Annotated in this window: 11 protein-coding genes, 1 pseudogene and 1 riboswitch; of the genes and pseudogenes, 10 read left to right on the plus strand and 2 right to left on the minus strand. The window is 69.9% G+C overall.

Annotation, left to right across the window (positions count from 1 at the left end; all coding sequences use genetic code 11):
- Window positions 1-140 precede the first annotated feature (140 nt).
- The 9 genes from atzF (at window position 141) to ACFOJE_RS09740 (ending at window position 9,276) form a co-directional block, all read left to right on the plus strand.
- On the plus strand, window positions 141-1,943 hold the full coding sequence (gene atzF / locus ACFOJE_RS09700) for an allophanate hydrolase (RefSeq protein ID WP_377814118.1): 1,803 nt from the start codon (window positions 141-143) through the stop codon (window positions 1,941-1,943).
- A gap of 247 nt (window positions 1,944-2,190) precedes the next feature.
- Window positions 2,191-2,291, plus strand: a riboswitch (guanidine-I (ykkC/yxkD leader).
- Window positions 2,292-2,338: 47 nt separating this feature from the next.
- The gene (locus tag ACFOJE_RS09705) at window positions 2,339-3,343 is read left to right on the plus strand and encodes an ABC transporter substrate-binding protein (RefSeq protein ID WP_377814119.1); all 1,005 of its coding nucleotides are present in this window, start codon (window positions 2,339-2,341) and stop codon (window positions 3,341-3,343) included.
- A 51-nt stretch (window positions 3,344-3,394) separates the two neighbouring features.
- A complete protein-coding gene (locus ACFOJE_RS09710) occupies window positions 3,395-4,426 on the plus strand; it encodes a fatty acid desaturase family protein (RefSeq protein WP_377814120.1) in 1,032 nt (343 codons plus the stop codon).
- Between the two features lie 40 nt (window positions 4,427-4,466).
- Window positions 4,467-5,354, plus strand: a complete 888-nt coding sequence (locus ACFOJE_RS09715; RefSeq protein ID WP_377814121.1) for a DMT family transporter — start codon at window positions 4,467-4,469, stop codon at window positions 5,352-5,354.
- A complete protein-coding gene (locus ACFOJE_RS09720) occupies window positions 5,351-6,034 on the plus strand; it encodes a cysteine hydrolase family protein (protein WP_377814122.1) in 684 nt (227 codons plus the stop codon). The genes ACFOJE_RS09715 and ACFOJE_RS09720 overlap by 4 nt, the downstream gene beginning before the upstream one ends.
- Entirely contained in the window at window positions 6,031-6,813 is a 783-nt protein-coding gene (locus tag ACFOJE_RS09725; protein WP_377814123.1) for an N-acyl homoserine lactonase family protein, read from the plus strand. Before ACFOJE_RS09720 ends, ACFOJE_RS09725 begins: the two co-directional genes overlap by 4 nt.
- Window positions 6,810-7,610, plus strand: coding sequence for a hypothetical protein (locus ACFOJE_RS09730; protein WP_377814124.1), 801 nt, complete (start codon window positions 6,810-6,812; stop codon window positions 7,608-7,610). The genes ACFOJE_RS09725 and ACFOJE_RS09730 overlap by 4 nt, the downstream gene beginning before the upstream one ends.
- A complete protein-coding gene (locus ACFOJE_RS09735; protein WP_377814125.1) occupies window positions 7,607-8,443 on the plus strand; it encodes an ABC transporter permease in 837 nt (278 codons plus the stop codon). Before ACFOJE_RS09730 ends, ACFOJE_RS09735 begins: the two co-directional genes overlap by 4 nt.
- A gap of 2 nt (window positions 8,444-8,445) precedes the next feature.
- On the plus strand, window positions 8,446-9,276 hold the full coding sequence (locus ACFOJE_RS09740) for an ABC transporter ATP-binding protein (RefSeq protein WP_377814126.1): 831 nt from the start codon (window positions 8,446-8,448) through the stop codon (window positions 9,274-9,276).
- On the opposite strand, the gene hutG is transcribed toward ACFOJE_RS09740, so the two are convergent.
- Both hutG and hutI read right to left on the minus strand, forming a co-directional pair.
- Window positions 9,266-10,090, minus strand: a complete 825-nt coding sequence (hutG, locus tag ACFOJE_RS09745; protein ID WP_377814127.1) for an N-formylglutamate deformylase — start codon at window positions 10,088-10,090, stop codon at window positions 9,266-9,268. The genes ACFOJE_RS09740 and hutG overlap by 11 nt on opposite strands.
- Window positions 10,083-11,291: an imidazolonepropionase gene (gene hutI / locus ACFOJE_RS09750; RefSeq protein WP_377814128.1), complete on the minus strand. Its 1,209-nt coding sequence runs from the start codon at window positions 11,289-11,291 to the stop codon at window positions 10,083-10,085. The genes hutG and hutI overlap by 8 nt, the downstream gene beginning before the upstream one ends.
- 287 nt (window positions 11,292-11,578) lie before the next feature.
- Between hutI and ACFOJE_RS09755 the strand changes: the two are divergent.
- A pseudogene (locus ACFOJE_RS09755) lies at window positions 11,579-12,276 on the plus strand (propionate/acetate kinase); the annotation flags it as partial.

A 12,276-nucleotide genomic window follows, 5' to 3' on the forward strand; every position in this document is an offset into this window, starting at 1 on the left:
TCGTAGGGTGGACCGCGCTTCAGCGGTCCACCAACCGGCCGTCAGGCCGGCCCCATTCGCGATGCCTGCGGTATCGGTGGTGGGTTACGCCGCGTAGCGGCCGACCCACCTGACGCCCTGGCCAAGTAAGGAAACCGACCATGCCCCACGAATTCGATCTGCGTCTCGACACCCTGCGCGCCGCCTACACCGAAGGCCGCACCAGCCCGCGCCGGCTGATCGCCGAACTGCGCGAGAAGGCGGCCGCGCTGAACCCGGAATTCAAGCTGTTCATCCACCTGCTCAGCGCCGAGGAACTGGAGCCCTACCTGGCCGCCCTCGACGACAAGACTCCAGCGGAGCTGCCGCTCTACGGCATTCCCTTCGCCATCAAGGACAACATCGACCTCGCCGGCGTGCCCACCACGGCCGCCTGCCCGGCCTTCGCCTACGTGCCGCAGCGCAGCGCGACCATCGTCGAGCAGTTGATCGCCCTCGGCGCCGTGCCGCTGGGCAAGACCAATCTCGACCAGTTCGCCACCGGCCTCAACGGCACCCGCTCGCCCTACGGCGCATGCCGCAACAGCGTGCACCCGGACTACCCCTCCGGCGGCTCCAGCTCCGGCTCGTCCCTGGCGGTGGCCCTCGGCGTGGCGAGCTTCGCCCTGGGCACCGACACCGCGGGCAGCGGCCGGGTGCCGGCGGCGCTGAACAACCTGATCGGCCTCAAGGCCAGCAAGGGGCTGATCTCCACCGCCGGGGTGGTGCCGGCCTGCCGCACCCTGGACTGCGTGACCTTCTTCACCGCCAGCGCCGTCGAGGCCAGCCAGCTGCTGGCCCTGACCGCGAAACCGGACCCGCGCGACGAATACAGCCGCGCCAATCCGCTGTGGAACGACGCCTCGGCCTTCGGCGCGCCGCGCCCGTTCCGCTTCGGCGTGCCGAAGCAGCTGGAATTCCTCGGCTGCCCGGAAAGCCCGGCGCTGTTCGCCGCCACCGTCGAACAGCTGAAGGCCATCGGCGGCACGCCGGTGGAGATCGACTTCGCGCCCTTCCTCGAAGCCGCCCGCCTGCTCTACGAAGGCCCCTGGGTCGCCGAGCGCTACAGCGTCGCCGGCGAGCTGATCGAGCGCGAGCCGGAGGCCGTGCTGCCGGTGATCCGCGCCGTGCTGGAGAAGGCGCCGGGCGCCGGCGCGGTGGATGCCTTCCGCGCCCAGTACCGCCTGCAGCAGCTCAAGGCGATCTGCGACCGCACCCTGGCCGACCTGGACTGCGTGCTGACCCCGGCCTATCCGCGTCCGGTGACCCTCGCCGAGCTGCACGCCGAGCCGGTGGCGCGCAATTCCGACCTGGGCTGGTACACCAACTTCATGAACATGCTCGACTACAGCGCCATCGCGGTGCCGGCCGGCTTCATGGGTAACGGGCTGCCCTGGGGCGTGACCCTGTTCGGCCGCGTCTTCACCGACCAGTACCTGCTGAGCCTGGCCGCCGCCCTGCAACGCAGCACCGGCCTGCCCCTGGTCGGCGGCAGCGTGCCGGCCGCCGCAGCGCCGCAGAACCCGGCGCGCAACGACCGCACCCGGCTGGTGGTGTGCGGCGCGCACCTGGAGGGCCTGCCGCTGAACTGGCAGCTGCTCCAGCGCGGCGGCGCGCTGCTGGAGAAGACCCGTAGCGCGCCGGCCTACAAGCTCTACGCCCTGGCCGGCGGACCGCCGCTGCGCCCGGGCATGTTGCGGGTCAGCGAGGGCGGCGCGGCCATCGAAGTGGAGGTCTGGGAGCTGCCGAGCGCCGAGCTGGGCTCCTTCCTCACCGGCATTCCCGCGCCGCTCGGCCTGGGCAAGGTGGAGCTGGAAGGCGGCCGCTGGGAGACCGGCTTCATCTGCGACGCCTACGGCCTGGAGGGCGCCGAGGACATCACCGCCCACGGCGGCTGGCGCGCCTGGCTACGTAGCCGCAACTGATCCGCGGGTCCTCCCGACGCGGCCGGCCCCAGCGCCGGCCGCGTCGTTTGCGGAAGCACCAAAACGGACCGGCTGCGCCCCTTCGCGCACCGCCTTCGCGCCGAGCTGCCGCCAACGGCCTCAATGGCAATGCAACACCTTGATTCTTGGTGCTTTTCTGGAACCGCGTTACTGGCACGCATCCTGCTAATTCCCTGATGAACGGGATGGGTCGCCTCGGCACTCATACGTGGCACACAGGAGCAACACCAAGGCGAACTAGGGTTCCGGCTCATCCGATGAGCGCTGGTCCGAGAGTTTTCCGGTCCCACGGACGGGACTACACGGCGGGATAAAAGCCCGGGAGATGCGACGTCATCCCGTGCCCGAAATTCCAACGTGAAGGACCCAACGCCATGTCGACGCTGTTCCGTTCGCTGCACAAGACCCTGCTGGGCGCCACCCTGGCCGCCGCCTCGATCTTCGCTCCCCTGACCGGCCACGCGGCCGAGAAGATGAAAATCGGCACCGTCGTCTGGGCCGGCTACGGCCCCTTCTACGTGGCCGACAAGCTCGATCTGTTCAAGCCCCACGGCCTCGACGTGGACCTGCAGTTCTTCAGCGACCCCTCGCTGATCACCACCGCCATCGCCGGCCGCGCCCTGGACGGCGGCATGCTCACCTACGACCAGGTGGTCAGCTCGGTGGCCAAGGGCCTCAAGCAGCGCGTGGTGATGCCCATCGATTTCTCCAACGGCGGCGACGCCATCGTCGCCGAGTCCTCCATCGGCTCGGTGAAGGACTTCAAGGGCCGCAAGGTCGGCTACAACCCGCTGTCGCCCTCCGACTTCCTGCTGTCCTACGCCCTCAAGCAGAACGGCATGAGCGAGAAGGACATCGAGCCGGTCAACATGACCCCCGAGGGCGTTCCCGGCGCCATGGCCTCCGGCGCCCTGCCCATCGGCGTGACCTACGAGCCGAACGTCTCCCAGGTCCTCGGCATGGGCGGCGGCAACAAGTACAAGGTGGTGTTCTCCTCCAAGGACGCCCCCGGCCTGATCACCGACGTGCTGGCCTTCGACGAGTCGATGATCGCCAAGCGCCCCGAGGCGATCAAGGCGCTGATCCAGGGCTACCTGGACGGCATGGCCTACATGCAGGCCCACCCCGAGGAGTCGGCCAAGATCGTCGGCGAGGTGCTGGGCGTCAGCGCCGAAGAGGCCAAGGCGCAGATGAGCGGCGCCTACAACCCCACGCTGGCGGAAATGGGCCAGAGCTTCGCCCCCTCCGACGACACCCATTCTTTCCACGGCAGCGGCGCCATCATCGCCCAATTGCTGAAGAACAACGGGCAGATCGCGGCGATCCCGGATTTCAGCCAGACCTACGACGCCCGGTTCGTCGAAGCCCTAGCCAAGTAAGACGAAGAAACGAAGGTGGCGGGTCGCCGACCCGCCCCGCAGGAGACCAGCATGGCCACCCCAGCCAAGAAGAAACCCCTGTTCCGCTACGCCGACGGCCTGCTGCCCAACAGCCTGGCCATGGCCTATACCCTGCTCGGCTATCTCGGCGGGCTGGCGCTGCTGTTCGCCGCCAGCCCCTGGCTCAACGCCCTGGGCACCCTGCTGCTGGCCCACGCGATGATCGTCGCCGCCTACTTCATCCACGAGTTCGCCCACGGCAGCATCTTCAGCGTGCCGAAGCACAACGAGTGGGCCGGCAACCTGTGCAGCTGGATGGCCGGCAGCTGCTACGCCGACTTCAAGGACCTGCGCCGCAAGCACATGCGCCACCACGTGGACCGCGCCGACGTGATCACCTTCGACACCAAGGTCTTCCTCCACGGCCTGCCGGCCTGGGCGCGCCGCCTGGTGGTGGCCCTGGAGTGGGCCTACGTGCCGGCGGTGGAGCTGATCATGCACTTCTACGTGATCGTCCTGCCGTTCATCACCGACAACGAAAAGCACCGCAGCCGGCGCGGCCAGGTCGCCCTGGTGCTGGCGCTGCGCGCAGTGGCCTTCGCCGTGCTCGGCTGGCTGTCGCTCAAGGCGCTGCTGCTGTACGTCCTGGCCTGGCTGGTCATGGTCACGGTGCTGCGCTTCGCCGACGCCTACCAGCACACCTACGACGCCTACGCCCTGCTCGAGGACGCCAAGGTGCCGGAGGACAAGCTGCGCGACCGCGCCTACGAGCAGCTCAACACCTACAGCAACCTGGTCTCGCTGCGCTGGCCGGCGCTGAACCTGCTGCTGCTGAACTTCGCCTACCACAACGCCCATCACGAGAAGCCCGCCGAGCCCTGGTACCGCCTGCCCCGGCTGCACCGCGAGCTGTACGGCGACGCCTACGCCCAGGTGATCCCGATGCGCGCGCTGCTCGCCGGCTTCCACCGCCACCGGCTGCGCCGGGTGCTGGACGACGACTACGGCGTGGTCACCGAGGGCCCGCACAAGGCGGACGACTTCTACGGCGCCGTGGGCGTCTCCTTCCTGACGGCGGTGTGAACATGAGCCCGGTCACGGATAGACGTCGCGAGGTGCGTCCATGAATCTCCTGCCGCAACTGTTGCTGGTGGCCGGCTCGGCCCTCTGGGGCCTGGGCTGGATTCCCCTGCAGCTGCTCGCCGAGCGCGGGCTGATCGGCATGCCCCTGGTGCTGCTGACCTACAGCCTGCTCGGTGTGCTGGCCCTGCCGGTGATCTGGGCGCAGCGCCGCCAGTGGGCACCGCAGTCCCGGCAGCTGCTGGCGATCGCCCTGTTCGGCGGCTGGGCCACCGCCGCGCTGGTCAGCGCCCTGGCCGGCGGCCAGGTGGTGCGGGTGATGCTGCTGTTCTACCTGGCGCCGGTGTGGAGCATGCTCGGCAGCTGGCTGCTGCTGGGCGAGCGGCTGACCGCACTGCGCCTGGCCGCCCTGGCCCTGGCCGTCGTCGGCATCGCCCTGACCCTGGGCCTCACCGACGAGGTGCTGCGACCGCTGGAAGCCGACGACTGGATGGCCCTCAGCGCCGGCCTCGCCTTCAGCCTGAACAACCTCGCCACCCGCGCCGCCGAGCGCGTGCCGCTGGCCTCCAAGTCGCTGGCCGCCTTCGTCGGCAGCGCCCTGGTCGGAGCGGTGCTCTGCGTGCTGCTGGAGCAGGCACCGCCGCCGGTCGACTTCGCCCTCGGCTGGCGCATCGCCCTGCTCGCGGTCGGCTGGTTCGCCAGCATGGCCCTGGTGCAGTACGGCCTGACCCATATCGAGGCCGGCCGCGCCGCGCTGCTGGTGATCGTGGAGCTGGTGGTCGCCGTGCTCTCGTCGGCCTGGCTCGGCGAGCGCGAGATCCTGCCCCGGGAGTGGCTGGGCGCCGCGCTGGTCACATCCGCCGCGCTGATCGCCGCCTGGCCGCAGCGCAGCGCCCCGGTCCGGGTCCAGGTATGGAGCAGCGCGAAATGAGCGCCGCCCCGTCCCCGCGTCCGCCGCTTTCCCTCGATCCGGCCCGTTGCGCCCTGCTGGTGATCGACATGCAGCGCGACTTCTGCGCCCCCGGCGGCTATGCCGCCAGCGCCGGGCTGGACGTCGAGCGCCTGCGCGCGCCCATCGGCCCGATCCGCGCCCTGCTCGAACGGGCCCGGGCGCTGGGCATGCTCGTGGCGCACACCCGCGAGGGCCACCGCCCGGACCTGTCCGACCTGCCCGAAACCAAGCGCCGGCGCGCCGAGGCCGCCGGAGCACCGATCGGCAGCCGCGGTCCGCTCGGCCGCCTGCTGGTGCGCGGCGAGCACGGCCACGGGCTGATCGACGAACTGCAGCCCCTGCCCGGCGAGCCGGTGATCGACAAGCCGGGCTACAGCGCCTTCGCCCATACCGATCTGGAGACGATCCTGCGCACCCGCGGGATCGCCCAGCTGATCCTCACCGGGGTGACCACCGAGGTCTGCGTCTCCTCGACCCTGCGCCACGCGGTGGACCTGGGCTTCGCCTGCGTCACCGTGAGCGACGCCTGCGCCTCGCCCGACCCGACGCTGCACGCGGCGGCGCTGGCGATGATCGGCGTCGAGGGCGGCATCTTCGGCACGGTCTGCGACAGCCGGGCGCTGATCGACCATCTAGCGAATCACGAGAAGTCCGCATGACCCAAGTACTCAAACTCTGGCCACTGCTCACCGCCACCCACCGTTACGACAAGTCCCTGTCCACCCGCGGCCGCGGCCAGGGCACCCAGATCGATGCGCCGATCCTCGCCTACCTGATCGAGACCCGGCAGGGCCGGGTGCTGTTCGACGTCGGCTGCGACTACCGCAAGATCGTCGACCCGCTCGCCCGCGAGCGCTGGTACGGCAGCGGCGACAGCGGTTTCCCGCCGCCGAGGATGACCGAGGAACAGCGCCTGCCGGCGCACTTCGCCCGGCTGGGCCTGACGCCGGCCGACATCGACCTGGTGTTCCTCAGCCACCTGCACTTCGACCATGCCGGCGGGCTCTGCGAGGTCTGCGGCGCCGAGGTGCACGTCCACGCCGACGAGATGGCCGCAGCCCGCGAGCCGGCCGACGACGTCTATTTCGCCGACGACTTCGCCGGCGACTATCGCTGGAAGCTGCAGCGCGAGGACTACGACCTGCTGCCGGGGCTGCGGGCGATCAACACCCCCGGCCACACCGCCGGGCACATGTCGCTGCTGATCGAGCTGCCCCAGGGCGCGCCGGTGATCCTCGCCGGCGACGCCGCCGACCTGCGCGAGAACCTCGACGACGAGGTCGCCCCGGGCCTGTGCTGGCGCGACCGCGAGGATCTGGCGCTGGACAGCATCCGCCGGCTCAAGGCGCTGGCCGGCGAAACCGGCGCCGAGCTCTGGCCGAACCACGACATCGCCTTCTGGCGGACCCTCAAGCGTTTCCCGGAGTACCACGCATGACCGCTGTTCCCGACCGCTACCTGGGCGTCTGGCGCCGCAGCCTGCTCGCCACCCGCGACGGGCTGCGCGACGAGAGCAGCGCGGTGTACTGGCTGCAGACCCCGCACCTGCATGCCGACCTGCGCCTGCCCCTGCCACGTCCGGTGCCGGAGACCGTGCTGGAGCACTGCTCGGTCGAGCAGGCCCGTGCCCTCGCCAGCCAGCAGGGCTTCGCCGGGCTGACCCGGGTGGACGGCGACATCTGCCAGTGGCACCGGGTGATCGACTACCAGCCCCCGAGCGAGCGCCCGGACATCGGCCGCATGCGCTTCGAGAATGCCAACCGCCTGCTGGAGGACGGCCTCGACGACAGCTACCACGAGGTCTGGGAACGCCTGCCGGATTCGCGCGGGAGCACCTGGGGGATCTGGCTGCAGGCGGCGGACGGCTCGCCGCGCCAGGGCTGCCTGCTGCTCGCCGGCGACTATTTCCTGTTCGCCGCCGAGCGACTGGTGCCGCTGCGCCCCGGCGAGCCGCTGGGCGACCAGCTGGCCGCGGCCAATCCGCTGCAACGCCTCGGCCTGCTGGCTTTCGAGCTGTCCTTCGGCCGTCACCTGCACGGCAGCACGCCCTGGCTGATCACCCACTCCAGCCTGCCGGGACGGGCCGGCCAGCAGTTGCTCAAGGCCAGCTACGATCTCGCTGGCCCCGACGAACTGCCGGCGAAAGCCCTGTCCCGCCTCGGCCTCTATGCGCCGAACGGCGGCTGGGCCCGCGCCGACGACCCGCTCATCCCCGCCCAGGAGACCTCGCCATGACCGCGCCGCTCCCCCGCTCCGTCACCGCCCCGCCCGTCTCGGTCCGTCGGCCGCGCTGGTGGACCATCCGCGGCGAGCTGCCGCGCCGCAGCGTCTGGCTGCTCGGCGCCGGCGGGCTGCTCGCGCCCTTCGTCCTCTGGTGGGCCTGGACCGCCCTGGGGCTGGCCGATCCGCTGTTCCTGCCGAGCCCCCTGGCGATGCTCGAGCGCATCGGCCGCTGGTGGAGCGCCGAAGGCCTGCTGCAGGACATCGGCATCAGCGTCTACCGGGTGATGGCCGGCTTCGCCCTCTCCGCCCTGCTGGCGGTGCCGCTGGGCCTCTACATGGGCACCTACCGGCCGCTGCAGGCGGCCCTCGAGCCCCTGACCGACTTCATCCGCTACATGCCGGCGGTGGCCTTCATCCCGCTGGTGATGCTCTGGGTCGGCATCGACGAGGGCGCGAAGATAGTCATCATCTTCATCGGCACCTTCTTCCAGATGGTCCTGATGGTGGCCGAGGACGTACGCCGGGTGCCCATGGCGCAGATCGAGGCGGCCCAGACCATGGGCGCCAGCCGCTCGGAGATCGTCCGTCTGGTGATCCTGCCGGCGGCGCGCCCGGCGCTGCTCGACACCCTGCGCATCACCTGCGGCTGGGCCTGGACCTACCTGGTGGTGGCCGAACTGGTGGCGGCCAACTCCGGCCTCGGCTACGCCATCCTCAAGGCCCAACGCTACATGCACACCGACAAGATCTTCGCCGGCATCCTGCTGATCGGACTGATCGGCCTGCTCACCGACCAGGCCTTCCGCCTGGTTTCCCGCCGCGCCTTTCCCTGGCTGAGGAAGTGACCATGAACGCCCCGAAAATCCAGATCCGTCAGGTCGGCAAGACCTTCCGCAGCAACGGCCGCGAGGTCGAGGCGCTGCGCCAGGTCAGCCTGGACGTGCAGCCCAACGAGTTCATCACCTTCGTCGGCGCCTCCGGCTGCGGCAAGTCGACCCTGCTGCGCAGCGTCGCCGGGCTGGAGGGCCTGTCCCGCGGCGAGATCCTCCTCGATGGCCGCCCCATCGACGGCCCGGGCGTGGATCGCGCCATGGTCTTCCAGCACTACAGCCTCTACCCCTGGCTGACGGTGATGAAGAACATCAAGTTCTGCCGCCAGCTCAAGGTGATCGCCGACGGCGTGCGCGGCGACGCGGACGTCGAGGCGGCCAGCGGGCGGGCCGATGCGCTGCTCAACCTGATGGGCCTGACGCCCTTCGCCGAGGCCTATCCCAACCAGCTCTCCGGCGGCATGCAGCAGCGCGTGGCGATCGCCCGGGCGCTGATGCCGCGGCCGGCCACGCTGCTGATGGACGAGCCCTTCGGCGCCCTCGACGCACAGACCCGCGAGGTGATGCACGATCTGATCCGCCACGTGCACGCCCTGGAGAAGACCACCATCCTGTTCGTCACCCACGACGTGGAGGAAGCCATCTACCTGGGTACCCGCATCGTGCTGATGGCGCCCAGGCCGGGACGCATCGACTCGATCTACGAAGTGCCTCTGCCCGCCAAACGCCATCAGGACATGAAGCTCGCCCCGGAATTCACCGAACTCAAGCGCGAGATCCTCGCGCGCATCCGCGAAACCTCGGGCATGCAGACCGACCTGGATCAGTTGGCCCGGCTCAACGCGTAGGCGGAATGAGCCGAGGGCGCCCGTGCGCCTCGCCCCACTCCAGCATGGCCTCCAGCACTGCGCGCAGGACCGGGCGGATCGGCGCGGCCAAATCCTCGCGATAGCGGAACGGCTCGTCCTCCTCCATGTAGGTGGCCTGCACCAGTTCCAGCTGCAGCGCATGGATGCGCTCGGCCGGCCGCCCGTAGTGGCGGGTGATGTAGCCGCCCTTGAAGCGCCCGTCGAGCACCCGGCTATAGCCCTGCGCCTGCTCCAGGACCTTCAGCAGGCTGCCGGCCAGACTCGGGTCGCAACTGGCTCCGGAGTGGGTGCCCAGGTTGAGGTCCGGCAGCCGCCCCTCGAACAGGTAGGGCACCCGCGAGCGGATCGAGTGGGCGTCGAACAGCAGCGCGTAGCCGAATTCTCGCTTCAGGCGCACCAGTTCGGCGGCGAGGGCCCGGTGATAGGGCCGCCAGATCAGCTCCAGGTAACGCTCGCGCAGGACCGCATCGGGCGCCTGCCCCGGCCGGAACAGCGCTCCGCCGTCGAGCACGATCTCGGGAAACAGGCCGGTGGTCGGCGTGGCGTACAGCGGATGATCGTCCGACGGGCGGTTGAGGTCGATCACATAGCGCGAGTACAGGCCGACCAGCAGACTCGCGCCCAGCCCACTGGCGAAGTCGTAGAGCCGCGGCAGGTGCCAGTCGGTATCCGGCAGGCTGCGGCCGCGGGGCGTCAGCGCGGCCTCGACCTCGGGCGTCAGACGCGTGCCGGCGTGGGGGATGCTGACCAGCAGCGGCAAGCGCCCGCGTTCGAGACTCAGGACCTCATCCATCGCCTACTTCCTTGCCGTGGAAGATCACCCGCCTGGGCAGATCGCCGCCCAGCCAGTAGGCCAGCTCGGCCGGCCGGCGCACGTCCCAGGCGACGAAATCGGCCAGCTTGCCGACTTCCAGGCTACCATGGCGATGGGCCAAGCCCAGGGCATGGGCCGCGTGCAGGGTGACGCCGGCCAGGGCCTCCTCCGGGGTCATGCCGAACGAGGTGCAGGCCATCGCCAGGACCAGGCGCAGCGACAGCACCGGCGCAGTGCCGGGATTGAGGTCGCTGCCCAGGGCGATGGGCACGCCGTGACGGCGCAGGCATTCGATCGGCGGACGGCGGCTCTCGTTGAGCAGGTAGAAGGCCGCCGGCAGCAGCACCGCGACCGTGCCGGCCGTGCCCATGGCCACCACGTCGGCATCGCTGGCGTATTCCAGGTGGTCGGCGGAAAGGGCCAAGTAGCGCGCAGCCAACCCTGCTCCCCCGAGGGCGGAGAGCTGGTCGGCGTGCAACTTCACCGGCAGGCCGAGGGCGGTAGCGGCCTCGAACAGGCGTTCGACCTGCTCCGGCGAGAAGGCCAGATGCTCGCAGTAGGCATCCACCGCATCCACCAGCCCTTCGGCCGCCAGCGCCGGCAGCATCTCGTCGCAGACATGCTCGATATAGTCGTCGCTGCGCCCGGTGTACTCCGGCGGCACCGCATGGGCCGCCAGGCAGGTGGTACGCACCGTCAGCGGCAGGCGCTCGCCGAGCTGGCGGGCGACGCGCAAGAGCTTGCGCTCGCTCGCCAGGTCCAGGCCGTAGCCCGACTTCACCTCCAGGCAGGTCACTCCGTCGCGCAGCAGCTGGCGGGCGCGACGCTCGGCGCTGTCCAGCAACTGCTCCTCGCTGGCGGCGCGGGTGGCCCGCACCGTGCTGGCGATGCCGCCGCCGTGGGCGGCGATCTCGGCATAGCTGGTCCCTTCCAGACGCAACTCGAACTCGGCGCTGCGCTCGCCGGCGAACACCAGATGGCTGTGGCAGTCGATCAGTCCCGGCGTCACCCAGGCGCCGTGCAGATCCGTCGCCTGGCAGTCGCTGGGCAGTTGCTCGCGCCGCCCGATCCAGGCGATGCGCTCGCCGCGGGCGAGGATGGCCGCATCGGCGATGACCGAGTAATGCCCGCCGACCATGGTGGCGACATGGCAGTTGAACCAGCAGCGGGTATCGCTCATGGCCCTCGTCCCCCAGGGTTCCGTTGCCTTATCAGCGTAGCTACAAGAGAACGAACGCGACGGCTGGCATTGAAGTGACAGGGTCGAGCGAGCGCGATACCACGTCAGACCCGCCGAGTTCCCAAGCATTTGATTCGACTAAAGCAGCGGGACAACCTTCAGTCTGCGTGGCAGAATAGTGGTGCCCTGATTCGTCCTTGTTCCCCAAGAACGCCGGACACCCAAATCCAATTACAAAAATTGCATGCCATTGACGGCTATGCGTAACAGATTCAGGAGTCTCCTCAATGTCCGCTCGCAACATTCTGGTGATCAACTGCGGTAGCTCGTCGATCAAGTTCGCCCTGGTCAACGAAACCCTCGCCACCTTCCCCCTGCAAGGTCTGGCCGAACGCCTCGGCAGCCCGGAGGCCGTCCTCCACTGGCAGCTCGGCGACATCAAGGAAACCCTGGCCCTGCCGGGCGCCGACCATCGCGCCGCCCTGGCCAAGCTCCTGCCGCTGGTCGAGGAGGCCTCCGGCGGCCAGCTCAGCGGCATCGGCCACCGCGTGGTGCACGGCGGCGAGCACTTCACCGAAGCCCGCCTGATCGACGACGCGGTGATCGAGGGCATCCGCAGCAGCGCCCAGCTGGCCCCGCTGCACAACCCGGCCCATCTGATCGGCATCGCCGCGATCACCGCGATGTACCCCGATCTGCCCCAGGTCAGCGTGTTCGACACCGCCTTCCACCAGAGCATGCCGGCCCACGCCTACCGCTACGCCGTCCCGGAATTCCTCTACCGGGAACACGGCGTGCGCCGCTACGGCTTCCACGGCACCAGCCATCGCTACGTCAGCAAGCGCGCCGCCGAGCTGGCCGGCCTGCCCCAGCACGACAGCGCCTGGCTCTCCGCCCACCTCGGCAACGGCTGCTCCACCTGCGCCATCGTCAACGGCGAGAGCCGCGACACCAGCATGGGCCTGACCCCGCTGGAAGGCCTGGT

This window comes from Azotobacter bryophylli, from assembly GCF_042643485.1.
Lineage (GTDB): Bacteria > Pseudomonadota > Gammaproteobacteria > Pseudomonadales > Pseudomonadaceae > Azotobacter > Azotobacter bryophylli.